Source organism: Lysobacter niastensis, from assembly GCF_015453285.1.
Lineage (GTDB): Bacteria > Pseudomonadota > Gammaproteobacteria > Xanthomonadales > Xanthomonadaceae > Lysobacter_J > Lysobacter_J niastensis.
In genome coordinates, this window is sequence record NZ_JADLZT010000004.1 from 250,523 (window position 1) to 275,099 (window position 24,577).

General features: G+C 66.7%; 21 protein-coding genes. 15 read left to right on the forward strand and 6 right to left on the reverse strand.

Annotation, left to right across the window (positions count from 1 at the left end; translation table 11 throughout):
* The first annotated feature begins 531 nt into the window (after positions 1 to 531).
* From IU514_RS08635 to IU514_RS08655, 5 genes are all read left to right on the forward strand, one after another.
* Positions 532 to 1,992 (forward strand): trypsin-like serine peptidase, encoded by a 1,461-nt coding sequence (locus IU514_RS08635; protein ID WP_194930695.1) that lies wholly within the window; start codon positions 532 to 534, stop codon positions 1,990 to 1,992.
* 8 nt (positions 1,993 to 2,000) lie between these two features.
* Entirely contained in the window at positions 2,001 to 3,713 is a 1,713-nt protein-coding gene (locus tag IU514_RS08640) for a S8 family peptidase (protein WP_194930696.1), read from the forward strand.
* Between the two features lie 2 nt (positions 3,714 to 3,715).
* Complete coding sequence (locus IU514_RS08645; protein WP_194930697.1) at positions 3,716 to 4,321, forward strand: hypothetical protein; 606 nt, start codon at positions 3,716 to 3,718, stop codon at positions 4,319 to 4,321.
* On the forward strand, positions 4,318 to 5,754 hold the full coding sequence (locus tag IU514_RS08650) for a matrixin family metalloprotease (RefSeq protein ID WP_194930698.1): 1,437 nt from the start codon (positions 4,318 to 4,320) through the stop codon (positions 5,752 to 5,754). The genes IU514_RS08645 and IU514_RS08650 overlap by 4 nt, the downstream gene beginning before the upstream one ends.
* Positions 5,755 to 6,077: 323 nt before the next feature.
* Positions 6,078 to 7,325 carry a ComEC/Rec2 family competence protein gene (locus IU514_RS08655; protein WP_194930699.1) on the forward strand — a complete coding sequence of 416 codons (1,248 nt, stop codon included), beginning with the start codon at positions 6,078 to 6,080 and terminating at the stop codon, positions 7,323 to 7,325.
* Between the two features lie 174 nt (positions 7,326 to 7,499).
* On the opposite strand, the gene IU514_RS08660 is transcribed toward IU514_RS08655, so the two are convergent.
* Entirely contained in the window at positions 7,500 to 7,913 is a 414-nt protein-coding gene (locus IU514_RS08660; protein WP_194930700.1) for a phasin family protein, read from the reverse strand.
* A 243-nt stretch (positions 7,914 to 8,156) separates the two neighbouring features.
* Between IU514_RS08660 and IU514_RS08665 the strand changes: the two genes are divergently transcribed.
* Positions 8,157 to 10,406, forward strand: a complete 2,250-nt coding sequence (locus IU514_RS08665) for a patatin-like phospholipase family protein (protein ID WP_194930701.1) — start codon at positions 8,157 to 8,159, stop codon at positions 10,404 to 10,406.
* Between the two features lie 48 nt (positions 10,407 to 10,454).
* Here the strand turns inward: IU514_RS08665 and queD are convergent, their stop codons facing one another.
* The 5 genes from queD to IU514_RS08690 form a co-directional block, all read right to left on the reverse strand.
* The gene (gene queD / locus IU514_RS08670; protein WP_194930702.1) at positions 10,455 to 10,811 is read right to left on the reverse strand and encodes a 6-carboxytetrahydropterin synthase QueD; all 357 of its coding nucleotides are present in this window, start codon (positions 10,809 to 10,811) and stop codon (positions 10,455 to 10,457) included.
* 65 nt (positions 10,812 to 10,876) lie between these two features.
* Positions 10,877 to 12,064: a 2-methylaconitate cis-trans isomerase PrpF gene (gene prpF / locus IU514_RS08675; RefSeq protein ID WP_194930703.1), complete on the reverse strand. Its 1,188-nt coding sequence runs from the start codon at positions 12,062 to 12,064 to the stop codon at positions 10,877 to 10,879.
* An 80-nt stretch (positions 12,065 to 12,144) separates the two neighbouring features.
* Positions 12,145 to 12,594 carry an SRPBCC family protein gene (locus IU514_RS08680; protein WP_194930704.1) on the reverse strand — a complete coding sequence of 150 codons (450 nt, stop codon included), beginning with the start codon at positions 12,592 to 12,594 and terminating at the stop codon, positions 12,145 to 12,147.
* A 30-nt stretch (positions 12,595 to 12,624) separates the two neighbouring features.
* Positions 12,625 to 15,237 (reverse strand): Fe/S-dependent 2-methylisocitrate dehydratase AcnD, encoded by a 2,613-nt coding sequence (acnD, locus tag IU514_RS08685; protein ID WP_194930705.1) that lies wholly within the window; start codon positions 15,235 to 15,237, stop codon positions 12,625 to 12,627.
* A 220-nt stretch (positions 15,238 to 15,457) separates the two neighbouring features.
* A complete protein-coding gene (locus IU514_RS08690; RefSeq protein WP_228760584.1) occupies positions 15,458 to 16,483 on the reverse strand; it encodes an AraC family transcriptional regulator in 1,026 nt (341 codons plus the stop codon).
* Between the two features lie 183 nt (positions 16,484 to 16,666).
* Here IU514_RS08690 and IU514_RS08695 point away from each other — a divergent pair, with 183 nt between their 5' ends.
* From IU514_RS08695 to IU514_RS08735, 9 genes are read left to right on the forward strand one after another with little or no spacing between them, the layout of a single operon-like run.
* Entirely contained in the window at positions 16,667 to 17,647 is a 981-nt protein-coding gene (locus IU514_RS08695) for a quinone oxidoreductase family protein (RefSeq protein ID WP_194930706.1), read from the forward strand.
* A 7-nt stretch (positions 17,648 to 17,654) separates the two neighbouring features.
* On the forward strand, positions 17,655 to 18,503 hold the full coding sequence (locus tag IU514_RS08700; protein WP_194930707.1) for a TauD/TfdA dioxygenase family protein: 849 nt from the start codon (positions 17,655 to 17,657) through the stop codon (positions 18,501 to 18,503).
* A 40-nt stretch (positions 18,504 to 18,543) separates the two neighbouring features.
* Positions 18,544 to 19,623: a beta-keto acid cleavage family enzyme gene (locus tag IU514_RS08705; RefSeq protein WP_194930708.1), complete on the forward strand. Its 1,080-nt coding sequence runs from the start codon at positions 18,544 to 18,546 to the stop codon at positions 19,621 to 19,623.
* A 23-nt stretch (positions 19,624 to 19,646) separates the two neighbouring features.
* The gene (locus tag IU514_RS08710; RefSeq protein WP_194930709.1) at positions 19,647 to 20,966 is read left to right on the forward strand and encodes an MFS transporter; all 1,320 of its coding nucleotides are present in this window, start codon (positions 19,647 to 19,649) and stop codon (positions 20,964 to 20,966) included.
* On the forward strand, positions 20,936 to 21,658 hold the full coding sequence (locus tag IU514_RS08715) for a DsbA family oxidoreductase (protein WP_194930710.1): 723 nt from the start codon (positions 20,936 to 20,938) through the stop codon (positions 21,656 to 21,658). Before IU514_RS08710 ends, IU514_RS08715 begins: the two co-directional genes overlap by 31 nt.
* Positions 21,655 to 22,650, forward strand: a complete 996-nt coding sequence (locus IU514_RS08720) for a YeiH family protein (protein ID WP_194930711.1) — start codon at positions 21,655 to 21,657, stop codon at positions 22,648 to 22,650. The genes IU514_RS08715 and IU514_RS08720 overlap by 4 nt, the downstream gene beginning before the upstream one ends.
* A gap of 19 nt (positions 22,651 to 22,669) precedes the next feature.
* The gene (locus IU514_RS08725; RefSeq protein ID WP_194930712.1) at positions 22,670 to 23,239 is read left to right on the forward strand and encodes an RBBP9/YdeN family alpha/beta hydrolase; all 570 of its coding nucleotides are present in this window, start codon (positions 22,670 to 22,672) and stop codon (positions 23,237 to 23,239) included.
* Positions 23,240 to 23,269: 30 nt separating this feature from the next.
* Positions 23,270 to 23,545 carry a hypothetical protein gene (locus tag IU514_RS08730; protein ID WP_194930713.1) on the forward strand — a complete coding sequence of 92 codons (276 nt, stop codon included), beginning with the start codon at positions 23,270 to 23,272 and terminating at the stop codon, positions 23,543 to 23,545.
* A complete protein-coding gene (locus tag IU514_RS08735; RefSeq protein WP_194930714.1) occupies positions 23,546 to 23,953 on the forward strand; it encodes a hypothetical protein in 408 nt (135 codons plus the stop codon).
* Positions 23,954 to 24,577: the final 624 nt, after the last annotated feature.

A 24,577-nucleotide genomic window follows, 5' to 3' on the forward strand; every position in this document is an offset into this window, starting at 1 on the left:
CGTTGGCTCCCGCATTCCCTCTGCAGTGATGTCGATGCGTATGCGGCGACGACAGCTCGCGGCATGAAACGCGAAGCACGCCAAGCTTGCGTTCACTCAGTGGAGCCGAGCCCTCCGCCCAGGTAGCGAACGCGAAGGGCGTGATGCCGGTCTTCTGCGCACGGCGGCCCGGCACCGTCCGGACATGCGGGGTCCGTGACCAGTCGTAGCGACGAGACCGTTATTAGCATCAGGCTGTGCGCCGGCGGTATCACCTGTGGTCCGGTCTCGCCGCCGGTGGGCGGTGCGCGCCGCAGCAGTTACCAAAGTTCACCCGCCGTCGCGGGGTGGCGCGTCCGGTTAGCTCGCCCTCCACCGTCTGCGTACCGTGACGGTTGCGCACATCCGCAGGTGCGGCAGACCGTCGATCTCCTCTGGAGAAGACCAATGACGGGCATTCCTACCCATTTGAACATGGGTGTTCGGCATGGACCCGCGACGAGGGCCACGCGGCCGCTCTGCGGGACTTCTCGGTTTCGGTCGCTCGCCGTCATGGCACTGCTTACCTTGCCGTTGCCTCTTCCGGCATTCGCCCAGGACCCGTCTCCCGAACAACGCACCAGTACCCGGGCACTGGAACGCGAACTGCAGCGCAGGCCACAGGGAGTAACCGTGCCCGCGGAGATCACCAAGCGCGGCGGCGACCTGGTTCTGCAGACCGCGGACGCGGCCGTGCCGGTGGCAAATTCGGAATTCCTGGGGCAACAGGTAAGGCAGTTGCCGGTCGAAGCGGTGGTGAGCCAGGGGCCGGACGACTCGGTCAATCTGGTCGACGTCAAGCTGCAGGCGACCAAGCGATGGGAATCGCTGCCGGCAGGCCAGCGGCGGCGCTTCGGCAACGTCGACACGGCCCAGCGAAAGCTCAGCGCCGCGGCCGACACGGCATTGAAACCCGACTCCACCGAGGCCGACCTGCGCCAGCTGAAGCAGGCCGTAGATGACACGCGGGAACAGGTGTTGCTGGCCTACAAAGCCATTCCCAGCACGCAACGCTCGGAGCAGCGCATCCTGGTGGAACAGCATGGCGAACTGCGCCGCGCGGAAAAGTCCCTGTATGGATTCAATCGCGACGATCGCTATCCACCCCAGGCCTACGAGCGCATCTACGCCAACTCGCATGGGGCCTTCGCCTTGCGCGTGAAGGGCGCAGACAAGCCGCGCTGCAGCGCGGTCCTGATTGGCGAAGCCCTGGGCCTGACCAACAACCACTGCATCCTGGAAGAGCTTCCCGGCGAACTGGAGGCAGTCTTCGATTACGAGGACGACCTCGATGGCAACCACCTCACGAGCCAGGTGTTCCCGATAGGCGCGGTGCGGCTGACGGCCGAGGAAGATCGCGACAACCTTGACTTTGTGCTGCTGCGGCTTGAAGCCAACGCCGACGGCAAACTTCCGGGCAGCGTGTATCCGGTGCAATGCCTGTCGATGGCACACGTGCGTCGCGACGACCCGCTGTACGTGATCGGTTTTCCGCTGGGCGAGCCCCGTACGGTGCACGACAACACATTCGTCTATTTCCCTTATCGGGTGAGCGAGAACGAATACGCCGAACTGGAAATGCTCGTGCGCCAGGAGTTCGATTCGCTCCAGGCCGAGGAGCAGTCCTACATCGACGGCAAGCTCAAGGAGTTCACCGACAGCTACCGCAAGATGTCCGACGCGGCCGGCGCGACCCACTACGAGTACATCAGCGTCCGATTCGCCAACCAGCCCACGATCGGCGCCGACAGCGACACCTACCACGGCAACTCGGGATCACCGGTCTACAGCCGCCGCAGCCACGCCGTGATCGGCCTGCTGTTCGACGGCCAGGAAGATCTGTCGCAGCCATGGGAACCGGGCTGGCGCTCGCACGAAGCGATTCTCCCGATCACGCGGGTCGTCGAACGCCTGGACGTGGCCGAGCCGACCTGGCGCGCCGATCCCAAGGTCTGCATCCGCCCCGCCAGCTAGGAGGCTCCATGTCCAACGTCCATTGCTTCCTGGTCTTGGTCCTCTCGCTGGGGCTTGGCGCCTGTGCCGGAACTGAGCCCGTCGTGGCCGCCGACCCGGCGCCCGAACCGCAGCCAGCCGCTGCCAGGACGTTCTCGCAGGGCTTCGTCATCGAACTGGCGCCGCAACAGGATGCCGATGACATTCGCGCCGCGGCGGCGCAGGTCTTCAACCAGGTCGTGTCGGTGGAAGCGCTGTTCCCCGATGTGCCGGCCGACGACGATCCCTTTGGTCTGCGCCGGATCTACCGGCTGCGCGTGGCTGATCCGGCGGGCGATGAGAGTGCGTGGGACCTGGCCTATCGACTGCGCGATCGTGGCGGCTTCCTGCAGGTCGAACCCGACACCGACGACACGATCCTGGAAGCGCGGCGGCGATCCGCCGCAGCCGCCTGCGTGGCGCCGCCGTTGGACTGCACGACCTCGCCACAACCGCGGGCGTGCAAGGCGGACTGGTCATTGAAGGAGATGAAGGTCGATCAAGCGCGCAAGCTGGTTCCGCCTGCCGGTGGCAAGGCGCTGGGCGAAGGCGTTCGCATCTGCCATCCGGACAGCGGCTGGACCGATCACATCGATCTCGATGCGGCGCAGATCGACAAGACCGCTTCGCTCAACCTGATGGAAGGCGGGACCAATGCCCGCGATCCGCTCGGGTACCAGGGCAACCCGGGGCATGGCACAGCCACCGGCAGCGTGCTGATCAGCCATGGTGGTTTTGCCAGCAACGGCGGCACGACGCCACCGGGCGTGGTGACGGGACTGGCGCCCAAGGCAACGCTGGTGCCGATCCGTGCGCTCAACAGCGTCGTCCAGATACTCGATTCCGACATCGCGCGCGCGGTCCGGCATGCCACCACGGCGCAGTGCGATGTCATCTCGATGAGCCTGGGGGGCCGTCTCTTCTTCGGGCTGGAGCGGGCGATCAACGACGCTGTGCGGCGAGACATCATCGTGGTCACCGCGTCAGGCAACTGCGTCGGATTCGTGGTGGCGCCCGCCAGCTACGACAAAGCGATCGCGGTGGCGGCGACCAACGTCGACCACAAGCCATGGAAGGGCTCGTCGAACGGGCGCGCGATCGACATCTCCGCACCGGGCGAGGATGTCCATGTTGCGCGCGCGGCCGCGAACGGGACGGGCACGAACGTCGAGCCGGGCGACGGTACCTCCTTCGCCACCACGGCTGTCGCCGGAGCTGCCGCTGACTGGATTGCCTTCCATGGCCGCGCGGCGATCAAGACCGCGCAAGGAAGCCTGACGCGTCGCGATCTGTTCGTGCGCCTCGCGCAAGCCACTGCCGACCCACCGCCCAACTGGGACGCGCGGAACTATGGCCCCGGCATCCTTGACCTGGAGGCGCTGCTGACGGAACCGCTGGGAACGCCTCGCACCGAGTTGCAAGCGCCGCCGCGCGACGACACGGTGATGCTGCTGTCGCGGATGTTCGATCGCGACCCGGCGGAGCTCCGCGTGGGACTGAATCGCCTCTTCGGCCAACCGGCCGATCTCGACGCCGAGCTCCAGCGCTATGGCGGCGAGCTGCTCGAACTCGCCGCGCGCGATCCGGAGGCCTTCCTGCTGTCGTTGCAGCCGCCGGCGCCGGGCGCTCTTGCGCCACCGTCGCAGCCGTTGAAGGCCCGCTCCTCACGCGCGCTGAGCGCTCGCCTCGAGGCAGCACCCTGACCATGAACCTGCACACACGCGTCAAGGGCGTTGTCCGCAGCCTGCCACTGCCGCTGGTGGTCGCGCTCCTGCTCGCCTGCAAGGCACCGACGCCGCCGGAACCGGCGACATCGGCGTCCGCGTCCGAGCCTGCGACGACGGCGACTGCACCGGCGTCCGAAACGCCACCGCCCGCTGCCGCTGCACAGGCACCGGCGGCACCACCCGCTGAAGTCCAATCGCCACCGGTGCCCGTCGCGGAGCAACCGAGGCCGCCGCCCCCGACAACGGAAGTGAAGAGCGAACCCCCGCCTGCCGGCGCAAGCGATGGGGCTCCCGTTTCCATCGCGATCTACGCGCTGTCCAAGGGACGCGGCGTGCCCGAACCGACGCGCGAGGCATACGGCAGGATCCGCACGCTGCTGGAGAAGCAACGGGCGGCATCGGCGGTTTCCTCCGTCAGCTCGCGCCGTCTCGGCCTCGAGGGCGAAACCCGACTGTGCGCGCAGTTCCGCGATCGGGAACAAGCCGACGCCGCGCTCAAAGAGATACGCCAGATCGCCACCGACGTTGAACTGCTCAATGTCGTGGAGGAACCCTGCCAGGACACCAAGGGAGAGCTGCCATGAATGCCCGTCTCATCGTCGCCACGCCACTGACGCTTGCGCTTGCCAGTGCATTGGTCATCACCGCCTGCAAGCGCGAGCAGCCGGCGACACCCGCCACCGCCGAGCCGGCTCCGGCCGAACCCGTTGCCGCCGAACCAGCCCCTGCTTCCGAGCCGCCGGCGCATTCGATCAGGCCTGCCACGGGAGCGGTCCCGCCCACGGAGGAATCGATTGCGAAGGTCAAGGAACAGATCAAGGCATCCGCGGCCGCGATGCGACAGAAGTGGGCCGGCAAGACGTTCGAAGACTTCGAAGCCACGGTCTTCAAGGAGCCGGGCGAGAACGGCAAGTACATTGTCGACGCCGATGTGGCAATCGCCGACCGCAAGCTGCTGCAGGAGTTCTTTGCCGACATGCAGGCGGGACTGAACGGCACCGCGCAGGGGAAACTGGTGGTCAACCAGATCGCCGGCGAGGATGCGGCGCCCGGCACGTCGGATCTCGCGGTCATGGTCGCCAACGGCCGTGCCGACATCTGGAACAGCGCCAAGAAGAAGCAGCTGCGCTACTGCGTCAGCAACACGTTTGCGGCGCGCCACGATGCCGTCCTGGCCGACATGAAGGCAGCGGCACGCGCCTGGGAAGAAGCCGCCAATGTCGCGTTCGTGCATGTCCCATCGGAAGACGCGAACTGCACCGCCAGCAATCCGAACGTGGTGTTCGACGTGCGTCCGGTCAACGTGGGCGGCCAGTACTACGCGCGCGCCTTCTTCCCGAACGACCAGCGGGCCGCACGAAACGTGCTGATCGACAACAGCTCGTTCGAACTCCCGGGGGACGAGGCACTGACGCTGGCCGGAATTCTTCGCCACGAACTGGGCCACACCCTGGGCTGGCGTCACGAGCACACCCGGCCGGAAGCTGGCGCCTGCTTCGAGGACTCGCAGTTCGATCCGATCACCGCATACGACAGCCTCTCGGTCATGCACTACCCGCATTGCAACGGTGGCGGCGATTGGTCCCTGATGCTCACCTCCAAGGACAAGGCGGGTGCGGCCTGCATCTATGGCAAGGGAAGCAACAACACCGAGTCCCTTGGCCAGTGCCTGTTCCGGCTGCCAGACGTGACGACCACCGGTAGCGAGACCAGTGTCAGCTTCGCCAATGAGAGCGTCGCCAAGGGCGCCAAGAAGGACTATGCGGTATTCGCGGTAAAGCCGAACTCGGTCTTCCAGGTGCGCATGAGCGGCGCCGGTCCCGGCGACCCCGACCTGTACGTGCGTTTCACGGGCGTACCGGAGCTCAAGCGCTGGTCTTGCCGCCCCTTCCTGAGCAACGCCAACGAGACTTGCGAGCTGCAGGTTCCGGCCAACCGCCAGACGGCATTCGTACAAGTGCGCGGTTATACCGCCGCTACGTACCAGCTCGACGTCAAGTATGTGAAGCCGGACTGATTCTGGAGCACGTTGCGCGACCTGCCGTCCGTGGCCGATCCCTTCGCAATTGGATGGCATGTCGCGGCAGATGCACGGTTCACCCGCTGGTACTTGGGGTTTGCTCCGTGTCGCCCAACGGGAGAAGTCCCAATAGCGGATTAGTGCCGCATGGATCGGACTGACGGCAAGCCAACACAAGATCAGGAGGCAGCGTGAAGAAATGGCTGGCCAGCATCGCGATACTGCTGTCTGCTTGCGCCTCGGCGCCGCCGGCATCCGACACGGGACCCGTGCCAACCGCGGCGATCACCCGGCCACCCGACGGCCAGGCATCCGCTCGCGTGGACGAGACCGATCCGGACGCCGAACTGAAGGCGATGATGGCCAGCGGCAAGTATGTCGTTGGCAGGGGCATCACGCCGAGGGCCGCCGGCACCGCGTTGGCACGGCTCCCGAGCGCCATGGCTTTCGCGGGACCCACGGCGAACATCTACATCCTCAGCATGGGTCAGGCCGATTCGATGCTGGTGGTCGGTCCGGCGCCGGCCCGGCGCACCTTGCTGGTCGATGCAGGGGAGACGAACTGGAACACCAGGAAAGGCTGCCTGCACGTGCGCGACCGCATCAAGGAAATCACCGGCAAGCACCACGTCGACTACTTCCTGCTCACGCACTACCACCAGGACCACGCGGGTGCGCCGCCGATCACGACGAACGAGAGAAGCACCGAGGGTGGCGGCCTTTTCTGCTTGCTCGGCGGCGGTCCAGGCTTCTTCACCGTGGGAACGCTGATCGATTCGGGCAGGCCTCCGCAAGCGTTCATGCCGGAGGCATCTCCGTCCTTGCGGGGCATCGAGCTCCTGACCGACACCTGGCTGGCCCAGGGCACCCTCAAGCGGCGCGAGGACGCTCGCGGTGGTTCCGGGCAGATCAATCTAGGCAACGGCATGGAGGTCGATATTGTCGTCAGCAATGGCCGACTGACCAATGCGGCCAACCCGGTGCACATGGCCGTCGCCTCGGTCAATCCTGGCTTGTATTCGGCAGGAAGGCCGGCGTCGCCCAACGACTTTTCGATCGGCATGGAGATCACCATTGGCGAGTTCGAATTGTTCAGTGCCGGCGATCTGAGCGGCGCGCCCCCCGATGACGCCGATGCTGACTTCCAGGTCACGCAGAACGATCAGGTCTACACCAACATCGAGAAGGCGCTGACGAACTTGTGGAAGGCCAGTGGGCGGGAAAGCCGGGTCGAGATCTATCGCGCCTCACACCATGGCTCGAAGAACTCGTCCTCGCAGCCGTTGGCCGACTTGCTGGCACCGCAACTGGTGATCTATTCCTGCGGCGGTTCCCACGGCCATCCGGACGATTCGGTTCTCGACCGGTTTCAAGCCCTGGGTGCAGACCAGCTGATCACTACCAAGGCTGACCGTGACGACGGAACCATCGACGACTCGTATGGCAACGGCTGGATCAACCCGGCCGGCGAGATCCAGATCTCGGTTCCGTTGAATGGATCCAGGTTCGTGGTCGAAACCGACAGCCAGGCGTTCTCGTATCCCATCCATGCCGACACGGACGAGTAGCCGGGGCTTGTGAGACTCCAGTCATTCCCGGGTTCTGGCGGTTCCGCCGCCAGCCGGCTTGAAGGCCTGCCGCCCGCTTTTCGCGACGGAAAAGAAAAAACCCGGCAACTCGCGTTGCCGGGTCTGCAATCCGCCGTGAGGCGGAGAGGAGAGATATCGGTATGAACGTAGCGCTTACTTGGCAGCGGCCTTGGTGGCGGTCGCGGTTGCGCCCTTGACCACCTTGTCGACGTCGTTGAGCGTGGTCTTGGCGGCGGCTTCGAACTGCGACTTGGCCAGTTCGCTGATCGCGCCCTGGGCCTTCAGCGTGCGGCCGAACACTTCCTGGCCGGTGCTGACACCGCGCTCGAGGTTCTCGCGGGCAACCTGCACGCCCTTCGGCCACAGGGTCTTCAGGCCGTCGAGGTCACGCACTTCGGCGGCTTCGCCGAGGAAGGCGAAAGTGGCGTTGACGCGCTCTTCGATCGCGGCCAGCTGCAGGCCGAACACGGCCTCGGCGCTGTCGAGGGCCAGGCGGTTGACCTGCGCGGCCGTTTCCGCGAACTGGCGCGTAGCGGCGGCAAACTGTTCGTTGAAAGGCTGGTACATGGCGTACTCCTGGACTTCGGGTGAGGTTGGAAACCGGGTTTGACCGGATTGTGCGGTGCAGCATAGCGGGGTTCTTGTTGCGATGCAACAATACCCCCTCAACGATTCAGGGATGGTTGAGGCGCGGCGGAACGCCTGCGGGCCGGGGTAGCGAAGAAATCCAGGACCGGGCAGATTTGGCCGTGACAGGCGGACGCGTACCGTTGCCACCCAAGGGTGGCCGTGAAGGATGACGAAACGATGATGGATGTTCGTTCCCGGAAGACTCACGGCGGGCTGGCCGGCGCGCTGCTGGCCATGGCCCTCTCGGTACCCGGCCTGGCGTTGGCCGCCGAGCCTGCGCCGCCATCCCCGCCGGGCTGCGTCGGCCTGGTCCTCGGCGGCGGCGGCGCGCGCGGTTCGGCGCACATCGGCGTACTGAAGGTGCTCGAACGCGAGCGCATCCCGGTCTGCCAGGTCGCCGGCACCAGCATGGGCGCGATCGTCGGCGGCCTGTATTCGACCGGCTATACGCCGGACGAGATGGCCACGCTCATCGAGACGATCGATTGGGGCGACATGTTCATCGACGACCCGCCGCGCCGCGACATTCCGATGCGGCGCAAGGACGCCGACTTCCGCTACCTGCTCGACCTCGAGATCGGCTACGCCAACGGCCGCGTGGTCCTGCCGGTCGGCTTCGTGCAGGGCGAGAAGCTGTTGATGCTGCTGCGCCGGCTGACGTTGTCGACCTGGGACGCGCAGGACTTCGATCAGTTGCCAATCCCGTTCCGGGCAGTCGCCGCCGACATCGTCACCGGCGAGAAGGTGGTTTTCGAGGATGGTGACCTGGCGCTTGCGATCCGTTCGAGCATGTCGGTGCCCGGCGCATTCGCACCGGTGCGCGTCGACGGCCGCCTGCTGGTCGATGGCGGCATGGTCGACAACGTGCCGGTCGACGTCGTGCGCGGCATGGGCGCGACTCGCATGATCGTCGTCGACGTCGGCTCGCCGCTGCACAAGGAAGAAGCGCTGACCAATCCGGTCGTGATCATGGACCAGATGGTCTCGGCGCTCATGAACGAGAAGACCAAGCACACGCTGGCCACGCTGGGACCACAGGATGTGCTGATTCGCCCCGAACTCGGCGACATCACCGCGGCCGAGTTCAACCGCGGCAAGGAGGCGATCGAGATCGGCGAGCGCGCCGCCGAGGCCGTGGTGCCGCAGTTGCGCGCGATGTCGGTGGACGAAGCGACGTACGCCGCGCACCGCGCTCGCCAGCAGCGCCGCGAGTTCGATCCGGGACTGGTGTCTTTCCTGGATGTGGTGAAGGGCCGATCGCCCTCTGCGGACCGCCATGTAGAGCGTGCGCTCGCCGACAACGTCGGCAAGCCGCTGGACCTGGAGAAACTCGAGCACGACATGGGCAGCGCCTACGGCGACGGCCGCTTCCAGCAGATCGATTACCGCATCGTCGAGCGCGACGGTGTGCGGGGACTGCAGATCATTCCGGTCAACAAGCCCTGGTCGGCGTTCGGCAAGCTCGGGTTCCAGCTAGACGACAATTTCAACGGTGACAGCAGCTACCTGGTGTCGGCCGAGCTGACCTTCAACGACATCAACGACCTTGGCGCCGAATGGCGCAACGTCGTGCGGATGGGCCGCATCACCGGCCTGCGCTCGGAGTTCTACCAGCCTTTCGGCCAGACCGGCGCGTTCTACCTGCAACCCATGCTCGAGCTGCGCAACGAATCGCTGCCGCTGTGGGAGGGCGGCAACCAGCTCGCCGAGTTCCGGGTCAACCGCCGGCAGGTGGGTGTGGAGGCCGGCTATTCACCGCAGCCGACCTGGCGCATCAGTGCCGAACTGGTGCGAGGCAATGACCGGGGCGACATGCTGATCGGCAATCCGCAGGATTTCGAGGACAGCGAGGAGTCGTTCGCCGGCGCGCTTTACAACGCAACGTGGGACACACTCGACAGCGTCAACTTTCCCACCAAGGGCGCGCGCCTCAGTCTCGACCTCGAGCGTTACTACAGCGTGATGGGCGCCGACGTCGAAGGCGACGTCGCACGCGTGACCGCGGATTGGGCGCAGGCCTGGGGCCGCTACCACCTGCTGCTCGGCGCGCGGCTGAGCAGCGCGCTGGACGACGAGAACTTCTTCCAGACCCAGGATTTCCTCGGCGGCTTCCTCAACCTGTCGGGCTTCGAGGAACGCGCGCTGTTCGGCAACCAGAGCGCGCTCGCTCGCGCCGTGCTGTACCGGCGCACCGGCAACACCAGCCGGCTGTTCTCGTTGCCGATGTTCGTCGGCGCCAGCCTGGAAACCGGCAATGCGTGGCAGAGCAAGGACGACGTCGACCCAGACGACCTGATCATCGCCGGCAGCGTGTTCGTCGGATTCAGCACGTGGCTCGGGCCGATGTTCCTCGCCTATGGCCGCAACGACGAGGACCAGGGTTCCTGGTACCTGACCTTCGGCTCGCTGCTGCGGCCGCGCATCAAGTAGGGCGCGTGCGCCGCGGCGACAGACGCCGCGGCTTCAACTAACGCGGTTTCAACTGCCTCGGTAGTGGCAGCCGGACGTGCAGGTCTCGTGCACGACCACTTCGGACAGCAGCGGCAGTTCGGGCTTCAGGCGCTCCCAGATCCACACCGCCAGGCGCTCGCTGGTGGGGTTCTCGAGGCCTTCGATCTCATTGAGGTAGTGATGATCGAGGCGGTCGTACAGCGGCTGGAAGGCCGACTTCAGGTCGGCGAAATCCATGACCCAGCCGGCGTGCGGATCGATGTCGCCCTCGACGTGGATCTCGACGCGGAAGCTGTGCCCGTGCAGGCGCGCGCACTTGTGGCCTTCCGGCACGTTGGGCAGGCGGTGGGCGGCTTCGAGGGTGAATGCCTTGAATATCTTCATGCGGGTAGTCTACGCCCGGCCCGCCGTGCCGGCTGGGGCGCCGGGGCGGGCAGTTCAAATTAACGTCAGAACGAGTCGCCGGGCACGCGTACGGCACCTTCCATCAGCACGCGCGCGCTGCGGCTCATGATCGCCTTGGTCACGGTCCATTCGCCTTCGGCCTGGCGGGCCTCGGCGCCGACCCGCATCGTGCCGGACGGATGGCCGAAGCGCACCGCCGTGCGGTCGCCGCCACCCGCCGCCAGGTTGACGAGCGTGCCGGGAATCGACGCGGCCGTGCCGATCGCCACGGCCGCCGTGCCCATCATCGCGTGATGCAGCTTGCCCATCGACAACGCACGCACGTGCAGGTCGATGTCGCCGGCGGCGACCGACTTGCCGCTGGACGCCACGTAGTCCTGCGCCGGCGCGACGAACGCGACCTTCGGCGTGTGCTGGCGCGTGGTGGCCTGCTCGATGCTGTCGATCAGGCCCATGCGTACCGCGCCGTGTGCCCGGATGGCCTCGAACTTCGCCAGCGCCTGCTTGTCGTCGTTGATCGCAGGCTGAAGCTCCGTGCCGGTGTAGCCGAGTTCGGCGGCGTTGAGGAAGATCGTCGGGATGCCGGCGTTGATCAGCGTCGCCTTGAACGTGCCGACGCCGGGCACTTCAAGGTCGTCGACCAGGCGGCCGGTCGGGAACATCGCGCCGCCGCCTTCTCCTTCGTCGGACGGATCGAGGAATTCCAGCTGGATCTCCGCTGCCGGGAACGTCACGCCGTCGAGTTCGAAGTCGCCCGTTTCCTGCACCTGGCCGTTGCTGACCGGCACGTGCGCGACGATGGTCTTGCCGATGTTCGCCTGCCAGATGCGCACGGTGCACAGGCCATCACGCGGCACGCGGGAAGGGTCGATCAGCCCATTGGCAATCGCGAACGGACCCACCGCCGACGACAGGTTGCCGCAGTTGCCGCTCCAGTCGACGAAGGCGGTGTCGATCGAGATCTGGCCGTACAGGTAATCGACGTCATGTCCCGGCTGCGCCGACTTCGAGATGATCACGCACTTGCTGGTGCTCGACGTGGCGCCGCCCATGCCGTCGGTGTGCTTGCCGTAGGGGTCCGGCGAGCCAATCACGCGCATCAGCAACGCGTCGCGCGCCTGGCCCGGCACCTGCGCGACCTCCGGAAGGTCTTCCAGGCGGAAGAACACGCCCTTGCTGGTGCCGCCGCGCATGTAGGTGGCGGGGATGCGGATCTGCGGTGCGTGGGTCATGTCGTGGTTCCGGAGTTCGGTCTACTTCCCCCTCTCCCGCTTGCGGGAGAGGGTTGGGTTGAGGGTGTTCGAGTGTTGGATCAGGCGTTGTCCGGGATGTTCGGCTCGACCAGCTGCGCGAGCAGCGTCAGCGATTCCTGCCAGCCCAGGTAGCAGAACTCGACCGGGATCACGTCGGGAATGCCCTGCTGCACGATGTGCACTTCGGTGCCGCACATGACGCTTTTCAGCGTCACCGTCACTTCCATCACGCCGGGCAGGCCCGGGTTGTCGAACTGGTCGTTGTAGCGGAGCTTCTCGCCGGGCACGAGTTCGAGATACGTGCCGCCGAAGGAATGGCTGCTGCCCGTGCCGAAGTTGGTGAACGACATGCGATAGCCGCCTCCGACGCGCGCGTCCATCTCGTGCACCTTGCCGGTGAAGCCGTGCGGTGGCAGCCACTTCGCCATCGCCTCGGGATCGAGGAACGCGCGGTAGATGCGCTCCGACGGAGCGCGCAGGACGCGGTGCAGGGTGACGGTGCCAGGCATGTCGTTGCTCCTTGCGTTGGGGTGGATGGATCAGGCCGCCTTCGAAGACTCCAGGAAATCCTGGGCGAAGCGCTGCAGCACGCCGCCGGCTTCGTAGATCGAGACTTCCTCGGCGGTGTCGAGGCGGCAGGTGACCGGCACCTCGACGCGCTCGCCGTTGCGACGGTGGATGACCAGCGTCAGCGTGGCACGCGGCGTGCGCGCGCCGACGACGTCGTAGGTCTCGGTGCCGTCGAGGCCCAGCGTGGTTCGGTTCACGCCGGGCAGGAACTCCAGCGGAAGCACGCCCATGCCGATCAGGTTGGTGCGGTGGATCCGCTCGAATCCTTCGGCCGCGATCGCCTCGACGCCTGCCAGGCGCACGCCCTTGGCGGCCCAGTCGCGCGAGGAGCCCTGGCCGTAGTCGGCGCCGGCCACGATGATCAGCGGCTGCTTGCGCTCCATGTAGGTTTCGATCGCCTCCCACATGCGCACGACCTGGCCTTCCGGTTCGATGCGCGCCAGCGAGCCCTGTTTCACGTTGTCCGCGTCGTCGCGGACCATCTCGTTGAGCAGCTTCGGATTGGCGAACGTCGCGCGCTGTGCGGTGAGGTGGTCGCCGCGGTGCGTCGCGTAGGAATTGAAGTCCTCTTCGGGCAGGCCCATCTTCGCCAGGTATTCGCCGGCGGCGCTGTCGAGCAGGATCGCGTTCGACGGCGACAGGTGGTCGGTCGTGATGTTGTCGCCCAGCACCGCGAGCGGACGCATGCCCTTGAGCGTGCGTTCGCCGGCCAGCGCGCCTTCCCAATACGGCGGACGGCGGATGTAGGTGCTCTGCGGGCGCCAGTCGTACAACGGGCTGATCTTCTCGCCGTGCTCGACCGCGAACTTGAACATCGGCTCGTACACCTGGCGGAAATGCTCGGGCTTCACGTGCTGCGCGACGATGGCGTCGATCTCGGCATCGCTCGGCCAGATATCCTTGAGCAGCACGGGCTGGCCGTTGGCGTCATGGCCGAGCACGTCCTTCTCGATGTCGAAACGCACGGTGCCGGCGATCGCGTAGGCGACGACCAGCGGCGGCGAGGCGAGGAACGCCTGCTTCGCGTACGGATGGATGCGGCCGTCGAAGTTGCGGTTGCCCGACAGCACGGCGGTTGCGTACAGGTCGCGCTCGATCACTTCCTTCTGGATCGCCGGATCCAGCGCGCCGCTCATGCCGTTGCAGGTGGTGCAGGCGAAGGCGACGATGCCGAAGCCGAGCTGCTCGAGCTCGGTCAACAGGCCAGCTTCTTCCAGGTACAGCTGCACGGCCTTGGAGCCGGGCGCCAGGGAGGTCTTCACCCAGGGCTTGCGCACGAGGCCGCGCGCATTCGCGTTGCGGGCGATCAGTGCGGCAGCGATCACGTTGCGCGGGTTGCTGGTGTTGGTGCAGCTGGTGATCGCGGCGATGATCACCGCGCCGTCCGGCATCAGGCCCTGCGCCTCCTGGGCGCGGGCTTCGTCGAGCCCGGTGGCGATGCCACGCTCGGCCAGCGCCGACGTCGGCAGGCGCTTGTGCGGATTCGACGGGCCGGCCATGTTGCGGCCGACCGTCGACAGGTCGAACGTCAGCGTGCGTTCGTACTGCGCATCCTGGAGCGCATCCGCCCACAGGCCAGTGTGCCGGGCGTAGGTTTCGACCAGCTTCACCTGCGCATCCTCGCGGCCGGTGAGGCGCAGGTAGTCGAGCGTCTTGTCGTCTATGAAGAACATCGCCGCCGTTGCGCCGTACTCCGGCGCCATGTTGGAGATCGTCGCGCGGTCGCCCAGCGTCAGCGCGGCGGCACCTTCGCCGCGGAACTCCAGGTAGGCGCCCACGACCTTTTCCTTGCGCAGGAACTCGGTCAGCGCCAGCACGATGTCGGTGGCGGTGATGCCCGGCTGCGGCTTGCCGGTGAGCTCGACGCCGATGATGTCGGGCAGGCGCATCCACGAGGCGCGTCCGAGCATGACGCTCTCGGCCTCGAGGCCGCCGACGCCGATCGCGATCACGCCCAGTGCATCGACATGCGGCGTGTGGCTGTCGGTGCCGACGCAGGTATCCGGATACGCGACGCCGTTGTCGCTGTGGATCACCGGCGACATCTTCTCCAGATTGATCTGGTGCATGATGCCGTTGCCCGGCGGGATCACGTCGACGTTCTTGAACGCCTTCTTCGTCCAGTTGATGAAGTGGAAGCGGTCCTCGTTGCGGCGGTCCTCGATCGCGCGGTTCTTCGCGAACGCATTCTTGTCGAAGCCCGGGGCCTCGACGGCCAGCGAGTGGTCGACGATCAACTGCGTCGGCACCACCGGATTGATCTGCGCCGGGTCGCCGCCCTTGTCGGCGATCGCATCACGCAGGCCGGCCAGGTCGACCAGTGCGGTCTGGCCGAGGATGTCGTGGCAGACCACGCGCGCCGGGAACCACGGGAAGTCCAGATCGCGGCGGCGCTCGATGAGCTGGCGCAGTGCATCGGTCAACAGCGCCGGATCGCAGCGGCGCACGAGGTTTTCGGCATGCACGCGAGAGGTGTAGGGCAGGGTGTCCCACGCGCCCGGCTGGATGCCGTCGACGGCGGCGCGCGCATCGAAATAATCGAGCTGGGTACCCGGAAGCGGCTTGCGGTATTCGATATTCATGGCGGCGATCGGTTGCGGGCGCGGCCGAGGCCGCGACGGAGTCGGGAGGGACGGAGGGGTGACGCCCTGGGATCCGTACCGTGGTTCGGGCGGAAATCGCGGCGCGTCCGGCCATTCGTCAACGGTGCGGGAACGCGGCGATTTTACCGTGATGGACGATGAACCGCCCGGATCGGGCCGTCGCGCCGCCCCCGGAATTGGGGGGGCGGCTTCGCGCAGGCTAGCCGCGCTGCTGTCGGAAGTCCTTGCGCCACAGGCGCGGCGCTTTGCCGAACTCGGCCGCAAACCAGCGGGAGAACGAACTGGGGGAGGAAAAGCCCAGCAGCCGTCCGACCGCCTGCAGCGAGTAGCGCGGATTTTCCATGTAACGCAACGCCAGCTCGGTCCTGACCGAGTTCAGCGCATTGGAAAAGGTCTCGCCGGCCTCCTCCAGCCTGCGTTGCAGCGTGCGCACGTTCATGCCCCGGCCGCGTGCGACCTGCTCGATGGTCGCTTGCCCCATCGGCATCAGGATGTAGAGGTCCTTGCGCACGTCGGTGGCGATGGAGGCCCGGTCCGGCGCCGGCAGCGATTCCACCAGGCGCTTGACGTAGCGGGCCATGACGGGATCGGCGGTCGGGTTGCGCATGTCCAGGTCTGCGGCATCGCAGACGATGCCGTTGAACTCGCGGTCGAACTCCAGCGCGCAGCGGAACACGCGGCGATGGACCTGCAGGTTCTCGGGCGGGCCGTGGGTGAAGTTCACGCTGTGGGGCTTCCAGTTCGGACCCAGCAGGGCGCCGCAGAGGCGGTGCAGGACGCCGAGCGCGAGGTCGATGGTCTGCCGCGAGGTCGTCCCCGCGTCGGGCACGAATTCCTCGCGGATCACCACGGTCCGGCCGCTTTCCTCCACGTGGATCGCCAGCAACTCGTTGAGCAGGTGTCGGTACTTCATCGTCGTGAGCAGCGCATCACGCAGCGTCGACTGGTGGATCAGCAGCAGGCTGACTACGCCGAAGTCCGACAACTGCCGCGACTCGGCCATGCGCAGGCCGAAGGTGTCGCAGCCGCTCTCGCGCGCCGAGTCCTCCAGCAATCGGACCGCGCCGGCGGCCGGGATGCGCCGGTCGGGATCGGCGAGCATCGTCTGGCTGAGGCCGGCCGCGCGCAGCAACGGCTGCGGGTTGAGGCCGAGCTGCTGGGCCACTTCGAAGTAGTTGGTCAGGGTGGCCGCGCGGATCAGGGAGGCCCGGTTCGTGCTGCTCATGAGGAGGCGCCGGCGCGGTTCAGACGGTTTCGGGGGGTGTCCCGGGTCGTCGGGGGGGTGTCATGAAATGACAAGTCATTGTCGCTGTTTGCAAAGAATCGCGCACCCCCCTTTCCTACAGTCAGGACGTAAAGGCCTCCCCCGGGGGGCAGTCCGATTCACTTGTAAAGAGGTCGAAGTGCCATGGCGCATGCGGTTCGGTTCCATGAGGCCGGAGGCCCTGAGGTCCTGCGCTACGAGGCTGTCCAGGTTGGCGACCCCGGTCCCGGCCAAGTGCGTCTCCAGCACGTCGCGGTCGGGCTCAACTACGCCGACACCTACTTCCGCAACGGCACCTATCCGATCCCGCTGCCGGCAGGCATCGGCGTCGAGGCGGCGGGCGTGGTGGAGGCGGTGGGGTCCGGCGTGGACCATGTCGCGGTCGGCGATCGCGTGACCTACACCGGCTTCGTCAACACGCTGGGTGCCTACAGCACCGAGCGCCTGGTACCGGCCGCGCCGCTGATCCGGCTGCCCGAGTCCATCGCCTGCGAGACCGCGGCAGCGATGACGATGCGCGGCCTGACCGCGGCCTACCTGATGCGGCGCATTTACCCGTTCCGCGCCGGCGACGCGATCCTGCTGCACGCCGCTGCCGGCGGCGTCGGCCTGATCGTCGCGCAGTGGGCGCGGCTGCTTGGCCTGACCGTGATCGGCACGGTGTCGACCGAGGCCAAGGCGGAAATCGCCCGTGCGCACGGCTGCGACCACGTCATCAACTACAGCCACGAGGACGTCGCCCGGCGCGTGCGTGAGCTGACCGATGGTGCCGGTGTGTCGGTGGTGTTCGACAGCGTCGGCAAGACCACGTTCGAAGCCTCGCTCGACTCGCTCAAGCGGCGCGGCCTGATGGTCTGCGTGGGGACCGCGTCGGGCCCGATCCCGCCGTTCAATCCGCAGATGCTCGCGATGAAGGGCTCGCTGTACCTCACTCGCCCGGCGCTGGCCGACTACATCGCCGACCCGGCCGAGAAGGCCGAACTGGCCGCCGAGCTGTTCGACCACGTCGCCGCCGGCCGCATCCGCATCGAGATCAACCAGCGCTACGCGCTGCAGGACGCGGTGCAGGCGCATCGCGACCTCGAATCGCGCAAAACCACCGGCTCTTCGATCTTCGTCATCTGAGGCCGACATGCGCATCGAACCACTGACCTGCGCCATCGGCGCCGAGCTCTCCGGCGTCGACCTCGCCGATGCGATCCACGACGACGGCCTGTTCCAAGAACTGCGCGCGCTGCTGGTCCGGCACAAGGTGCTGTTCCTGCGCGACCAGGGCTTCAGCCGCGCCGAGCACGTGGCCTTCGCGCGCCGCTTTGGCGAGCTGGAGGATCACCCGGTCGCCGGCAGCGATCCGGATCATCCGGGGCTGGTACGCATCTACAAGTCGCCCGATCAGCCGAACGAGCGTTACGAGAATGCCTGGCACACCGATGCCACCTGGCGCGATGCGCCTCCCTTCGGCTGCGTGCTGCGCTGCGTGGAATGCCCGCCGACGGGCGGCGACACGATGTGGGCGAACATGGTGCTCGCCTACGAGAAGCTGCCGGAGCAGATCAAGCGGCAGATCGACGGCCTGTATGCCCGGCACAGCATCGAAGCCACCTTCGGCGCCGCCATGCCGACCGAGAAGCGCCTCGCGCTGAAGCAACACTTTCCCGACGCCGAACACCCGGTGGTGCGTACCCACCCCGATACCGGCGAGAAGATCCTGTTCGTCAACGCGTTCACCACGCACTTCACCAACTTCCACACGCCGGACAACGTGCGCTATGGCCAGGATTACGCGCCGGGCGCGCAGCGCCTGCTGCAGTACCTGATCAGCCAGGCGCAGATTCCCGAGTACCAGGTGCGCTGGCGCTGGTCGAAGAACGCCGTCGCCATCTGGGACAACCGCAGCACCCAGCACTACGCGGTGATGGATTACCCGCCCTGCCATCGAAAGATGGAACGAGCCGGAATCATCGGCGACCTGCCCTACTGACCCGCACCGATCGCCTCGCTACGCGATCACGGAGATAACCATGAACTTCCTCGATGGCTCGTTGTTTCCCGAGAATCAGCAAAAGCTGGTGATCACCGCTGCGCCCTACGGCCCGGAGTGGATGCCGTCCGACTTCCCGGAAGACATTCCGCTGACGATGGACGAGCAGATCCAGAAGGCGGTCGACTGCTACAACGCCGGCGCCACCGTTCTGCACCTGCATGTGCGCGAACTCGACGGCAAGGGTTCCAAGCGCCTGTCCAAGTTCAACGAGCTGATCGCCGGCGTGCGCAATGCCGTGCCCGACATGATCATCCAGGTCGGCGGTTCGATCTCGTTCTCGCCGGAAGGCGATGGCGCCGTGGCCAAGTGGCTGTCCGACGACACTCGCCACATGCTGGCCGAGCTGCAGCCGACGCCGGACCAGGTCACCATCGCCATCAACACCAACCAGATGAACGTGGTCGAGCAGATGTGCGAGGCCGACCTCGCCGGCACCAGCCTCGGCACGCCGGAGGGTTACCGCGCGTACCGCGAGATGACCATCCCGGCCGGTCCCGAGTGGGTCGAGGAACACATCCGTCGCCTGTCGGCCAATGGCATCCAGACCCACTTCCAGCTGGCCAACAACGCCCAGCTCGAAACCGTCGAACGCATGATGCGCCGTGGTACCTGCAACGTGCCGCTGATCCTGACCTGGGTGGCCATTGGCGGCGGCTTCGATGCGCCGAACATCTACAACCTGGCCAACTTCGTCCGCGCCTGCCCGGATGGTTCGGTGCTGACGCTGGAGTCGTCCATGCTGAACGTGCTGCCGGTGAACATGATGGCCATCGCGATGGGCCTGCACGTGCGCTGCGGCATCGAGGACAACATCTGGACCCAGCGCCGCGACCGCAAGATGAGCAGCGTCGAGCAGATCGAGCAGCTGGTGCGGATCTCGCGCGAATTCGGCCGCGACATCGCCAACGCATCCGAGGCGCGCGCGATCTACAGGATCGGCACGTTCTACAAGGATGCCGACGAGACGCTGGCGGCGAATGGCTTCGCGCCGAACCGGAAGCCGGTCTGGAAGGGAGTTCCGGCGCCCGCCCCGCAGTCCGAGCTTCAGCCGGCCTGATCCACCCGTACGACGTCGACGCCATGGCATTCCACTCACTTCCAGACAGCGGCAACGACGACCCGGGCGCGCGCATTCCGCGCCGCTATGCCTGGGTCGTGTTCGCGCTGAGCTTCGGCCTGCTGTTGTCGGACTACATGTCGCGGCAAGTGCTCAACGCGGTGTTTCCGCTGCTCAAGGTGGAGTGGGCGCTGTCCGATGCCCGTCTTGGCCTGCTGAGCGGCATCGTCGCGCTGATGGTGGGGGTGCTGACGTTTCCGTTGTCGCTGCTCGCCGACCGGTTCGGACGGGTCAGGAGCCTGGCCGTCATGGCGACGGTCTGGAGCCTCGCGACCCTGGGCTGCGGCCTGGCGCAGCAGTACCCGCAGATGCTGGCAGCGCGCTTCCTCGTCGGCGTCGGCGAGGCGGCTTACGGCAGCGTCGGCATCGCCGTGGTGCTGTCGGTGTTCCCCAAGCACATGCGGGCGACTTTGACCGGCGCGTTCATGGCCGGCGGCATGTTCGGTTCGGTGCTGGGCATGGCGCTCGGCGGTGCCGTCGCAGCGCACCTTGGCTGGCGCTGGGCGTTCGGCGTGATGGCGTTGTTCGGCCTGGTGCTGGCACTGCTGTATCCGATCATCGTCAACGAGAAGCGGATTACCCCATCGTCGCGTCCCGGTGAGCCCAAGGCGGCCGCGATGGCGGCGCGTACGCCGCTGCGCACCCTGGTCAACAGCCGTTCCGTGGTCGGTGCCTACATCGGCAGCGGCCTGCAGCTGTTCGTTGGCGGCACCGTCATCGTCTGGCTGCCCAGCTACCTCAACCGCTACTACGCGATGGCGACCGATGCCGCTGGCGCCGTCGCGGCCATCATCGTGCTGGTCAGCGGCGTGGGAATGATCGCCTGCGGCATGCTCAGCGACCGGATGTGCCGCAACGCACCGGCGAGCAAGATCCGCCTGGCAATCGCCTACAGCCTCGGCAGTTGCGCGTTGTTGTCGCTGGCATTCGCGCTGCCGCACGGCACGCCGCAACTGGTCGTGATCGGTCTGGGCATGTTCCTGGCCGCAGGTACCAGCGGTCCCGCCGGGGCCATGGTCGCCAACCTCACGCCGCTGCCGATCCATGGCACCGCGTTCGCGACGCTGACCCTGGTGAACAACCTGCTGGGACTCGCCGCCGGACCGCTGGTCACCGGCGTGCTTGCCGACCGGCTGGGTCTGGCGAACGCCTTCCAGCTGGTACCGCTGATCAGCCTGGCTGCAGCCGCGGTGTTCTATTTCGCCAAGCGGCACTACCTGAGCGACATCCAGCAGGTGGGCATCGTGTCGCCATGCACCGTCGGCACGCAGGCGACGACGTGAGCGGCAGCAACACGTCTACTAGCAGCCCGCTCACTAGCAACCCGCTCACGATCGGCATCCACTTCGACCTGATCTGCCCCTGGTGCCTCATCGGCAAGCGTCAGTTGACGCTTGCGCGCGACAGGTTCGAACAACAGCGCCCCGACGTGGCGGTGGAAACGGTGTGGAAACCCGTGCAGTTGCTGCCGGATATTCCGGAACAGGGATTGCCGTTCGCCGAGTTCTACGAGCGACGCCTCGGCTCGCCGGATGCGGTGCGCATGAGGCAGGAGCAGGTCACGCAAGCGGCGCGCAACGTCGGCCTCGACCTCGATCTGACCAGAATCGAGCGCATGCCCAACACCGCGCGCGCGCATCGCCTGTTGCTCCGTGTCGAAGCGCTGGGAGTGCCCGCGTTGTACGAGTCGCTTCTGGAGCGGCTCTTTGCTGCGTACTTCCAGCGCGGTCAGGACATCGGCGATGCCTCGACGCTTCGCGCGCTGGCGCACGAGACCGGCGTGCCCGCGGACCTGTGCGCTGATGCGACGCCCGATGAGGCATGGCCCCGGGATGTCGTGGCCTTCAACGGCGTGCCGTACTTCGTGTTCAACGGACGCCTGTCCGTGTCCGGCGCGCAGGATGCCGCGACGCTGCTCGCTGCGATGCACCGTGCCATCCAGTGGCCGGCCCTTACGGACCCGACACACGCATGACGGGACTGCGGATGCTTGCCGGGCGCTATGTGCCCGGCCTGCTCGCCAGCGTCATCGTCGCGATCGCGGCGCACTCGCTGGCCAGCCAATACCAGGCGCCGGTGATGCTGTTCGCCCTGCTGCTCGGCATGGCGATGAACTTCCTGTCGTCGGAAGGGCCGTGCAAGCCGGGCATCGATCTGGCCGCGCGCGGCGTGCTGCGTTTAGGCGTGGCGCTGCTCGGCACGCGCATCACGCTGGAACAGATCGCGGCGCTGGGATGGCATCCGGTGCTGCTGGTGATCGCTTCGGTCGTCGTCACGATCCTGTTGTCGATGCTCGCGGCACGCGCGATGGGGTTCAACGTCCTGTTCGGACTGCTGTCGGGTGGCGCCACCGCGATCTGCGGCGCGTCCGCGGCGCTGGCACTTTCGGCAGCGTTGCCTGCGCATCCGGGCAAGGAGCGAGCGACCCTGTTCACCGTCATCGGCGTCTCCGCCCTGTCGACGGCTGCGATGATCGTCTACCCGGTCATCGCGCGCGCCTTCGGGCTCGATCCGATCCAGGCCGGCGTGTTCCTCGGCGGGACGATCCACGATGTCGCCCAGGTCGTCGGCGCGGGCTACAGCCTGTCGCACGAAACCGGGGACACGGCGACGGTGGTGAAGCTGCTGCGCGTGGCGATGCTGCTGCCGGTCATCCTCGCCGCCACGATGATCACGCGCGCCCGCGGCGGGCACGAAAGCGGTCAGCGTCCGCCATTGCTGCCGTGGTTCGCGGTCGCCTTCTTCGGATTCGCGGTGCTGAGCAGCTTCGGCGCGATCCCGCCGGTGTTGCGTAAGGCCGGCACCGATCTGTCGACCTGGTGCCTGATCACGGCGATCGCCGCACTGGGCATGAAGATCCAGCTCAAGGAACTCACCACCGTCGGCATCAGGCCCGTGTTGCTGATGCTCGGCCAGACCGCGTTCCTCGCGGCTTGGGTGCTGGGGATGTTGTGGCTGGCCCGCTGACTTTGATGTGCAGGAAACCATGACCACCACGCCATCCACCATCCTCATCGTCCCCGGCCTGCGCGATCACGTGCCCGAACACTGGCAGACCCTGCTCGCGGCGAAGTTGCCGCACGTGCACACGGTGCCGCCGCTGGAGGATGACAAGCTCAGCTGCGCGGCACGCGTCGAGGCCCTGGACCGTGCGCTTCGCGCCATCGCAGGACCGGTTGTCCTGGTCGCGCACAGCGCGGGTGTGATGATGGTGGCGCACTGGGCGCGCAAGCACGGGGCGAATCATTCGATCAAAGGCGCGCTGCTGGCCACGCCCGCCGACGTGGAGAGTCCGTTTCCCGCGGCGTATCCGACGACGGACACGCTGCGCGAACACGGCTGGCTGCCGATTCCGCGCAGCGCGCTGCCGTTCCCGAGCCTGCTTGCCGCAAGCCGCAACGACCCGCTGTGTGCGTTCGAGCGCGCAGATACGCTGGCGCAGGAGTGGGGCAGCGAGCTGGTGGATCTGGGTGAGGTCGGCCATCTCAATCCGGCGTCCGGCTACGGCGAATGGCCGCGGGCAGTCGAGCTGTTGCAGCGGTTCGTGGCCGCCTGAGCCGCGGCCTCATCTCCCGGAGATCCGTCGATGCGAATCTACCTGCCGAAACCGATGCACGGCTGGCGCGCCTTCACCGGCGAGGTCGGCGTGATCGTGCTGGGCGTGCTGCTGGCACTGGGCGCACAGGAGGCGGTCGAGGAAATGCAGATCCGCGAGGAGGTCGGGACCTTCCGCGAGACGATCGATCGCGAAGTCGCCCTCAACCTCTACACCTACGACGTGCGTGTCCGCCAGCACGGCTGCATCGTCGATGCCCTCGGCCAGGTGGACCGCTGGCTCGGACAGGCCCGTTCCGGCGACTAGGTGCCGGGTCTGGAGACGTCGGGCCCGTACACCCTCAGCCCATACCGCAGCGCCTGGGACAACCGCAACGCGGCGGTGTTCCAGCACCTTCCGGTCCTGCTGCGAGCGAAATACGCCGAGTTCTACGACGAGCTCGACAACAACGCCCGCCTCATCACCCTCGAAGGGGAGGTCTGGAACCGGCTCAATCCCTATGCGGAACCCGGCACGTTGCCCCTGCACGACCGGCGCGCGATCCGCGCCATCATCAAGCAGGCGGCCTACCTCGATGCGACGCTCGTGGATAACGTCGAGGTGTCGCGCGGCATCGCCCGGGACCTGGGCGTTGAGATGGCGAGACCAGACGGCATGCCCGCCGACCTCGATGTCATCCTCGCCCGCTGCGATCCGGCTGTCGCGGATCTCTAGGCGCCGCCCCCGGGTCAAGCGCCGCAGAAAGGGGTCAGGTTCATTTCAGTGCCCGCGACCACCTGCGCCTGCTTGCCCGCCTGGCCGAACCCCCTTGCGCTGGGCGCACTGCTTCGAGCGCCTTCCGGCCTGAAAACCGCATCAGACGGGCCCGCGAGGCCAATGCCGTTTAGCCGTTTGGGTCTTTGAGCCCGGCGCGCGACTGATTTTGCCCGGCGCGCCGAGCTCCGAGCTCGGCGTTTGTGACTATTTGCCCGGCGCGCCGAGCTCCGAGCCCCGGCGACCGAGCAAACTGCCCCGACGTCGGAGCAAATAGTCACAGACGTGGGGCTCAGGAGCTCGAGCGATGGACAAATGTTCACCATCGCCCGAGCAAATTGCTCGGCGTTTGTGACTATTTGCTCGGCGTGCCGAGCTCCGAGCACCGGCGATGCGGAGCAGTGCCCTGACGTTGGATCCGAAAGCTCACCAACGCCGGGCTCCGAGACCGGGCGATGGACGAATGTTCGCCATCGTCCGAGCAAGTGGCCCGGCGCGCCGAGCCTGGAGCTCCAGCGATGGAGCAAAGTGCTCGGCCTCTGAATCTGAAAAATCACACGTGGAGCTCGAAGCCTCGGTGGCGGT

What these genes read in the sequence shown, in the direction of transcription:
- IU514_RS08710 (WP_194930709.1), top strand. Translation starts at nt 19,647, where the DNA reads ATGGCATTCCACTCACTTCCAGACAGCGGCAACGACGACCCGGGCGCG.
- IU514_RS08715 (WP_194930710.1), top strand. Translation starts at nt 20,936, where the DNA reads ATGCACCGTCGGCACGCAGGCGACGACGTGAGCGGCAGCAACACGTCT.
- IU514_RS08660 (WP_194930700.1), bottom strand. Translation starts at nt 7,913, where the DNA reads ATGTACCAGCCTTTCAACGAACAGTTTGCCGCCGCTACGCGCCAGTTC.
- IU514_RS08635 (WP_194930695.1), top strand. Translation starts at nt 532, where the DNA reads ATGGCACTGCTTACCTTGCCGTTGCCTCTTCCGGCATTCGCCCAGGAC.
- IU514_RS08690 (WP_228760584.1), bottom strand. Translation starts at nt 16,483, where the DNA reads ATGAGCAGCACGAACCGGGCCTCCCTGATCCGCGCGGCCACCCTGACC.
- IU514_RS08695 (WP_194930706.1), top strand. Translation starts at nt 16,667, where the DNA reads ATGGCGCATGCGGTTCGGTTCCATGAGGCCGGAGGCCCTGAGGTCCTG.
- queD (WP_194930702.1), bottom strand. Translation starts at nt 10,811, where the DNA reads ATGAAGATATTCAAGGCATTCACCCTCGAAGCCGCCCACCGCCTGCCC.
- IU514_RS08680 (WP_194930704.1), bottom strand. Translation starts at nt 12,594, where the DNA reads ATGCCTGGCACCGTCACCCTGCACCGCGTCCTGCGCGCTCCGTCGGAG.
- prpF (WP_194930703.1), bottom strand. Translation starts at nt 12,064, where the DNA reads ATGACCCACGCACCGCAGATCCGCATCCCCGCCACCTACATGCGCGGC.
- acnD (WP_194930705.1), bottom strand. Translation starts at nt 15,237, where the DNA reads ATGAATATCGAATACCGCAAGCCGCTTCCGGGTACCCAGCTCGATTAT.
- IU514_RS08705 (WP_194930708.1), top strand. Translation starts at nt 18,544, where the DNA reads ATGAACTTCCTCGATGGCTCGTTGTTTCCCGAGAATCAGCAAAAGCTG.
- IU514_RS08720 (WP_194930711.1), top strand. Translation starts at nt 21,655, where the DNA reads ATGACGGGACTGCGGATGCTTGCCGGGCGCTATGTGCCCGGCCTGCTC.
- IU514_RS08700 (WP_194930707.1), top strand. Translation starts at nt 17,655, where the DNA reads ATGCGCATCGAACCACTGACCTGCGCCATCGGCGCCGAGCTCTCCGGC.
- IU514_RS08640 (WP_194930696.1), top strand. Translation starts at nt 2,001, where the DNA reads ATGTCCAACGTCCATTGCTTCCTGGTCTTGGTCCTCTCGCTGGGGCTT.
- IU514_RS08650 (WP_194930698.1), top strand. Translation starts at nt 4,318, where the DNA reads ATGAATGCCCGTCTCATCGTCGCCACGCCACTGACGCTTGCGCTTGCC.
- IU514_RS08645 (WP_194930697.1), top strand. Translation starts at nt 3,716, where the DNA reads ATGAACCTGCACACACGCGTCAAGGGCGTTGTCCGCAGCCTGCCACTG.
- IU514_RS08730 (WP_194930713.1), top strand. Translation starts at nt 23,270, where the DNA reads ATGCGAATCTACCTGCCGAAACCGATGCACGGCTGGCGCGCCTTCACC.
- IU514_RS08665 (WP_194930701.1), top strand. Translation starts at nt 8,157, where the DNA reads ATGGATGTTCGTTCCCGGAAGACTCACGGCGGGCTGGCCGGCGCGCTG.
- IU514_RS08725 (WP_194930712.1), top strand. Translation starts at nt 22,670, where the DNA reads ATGACCACCACGCCATCCACCATCCTCATCGTCCCCGGCCTGCGCGAT.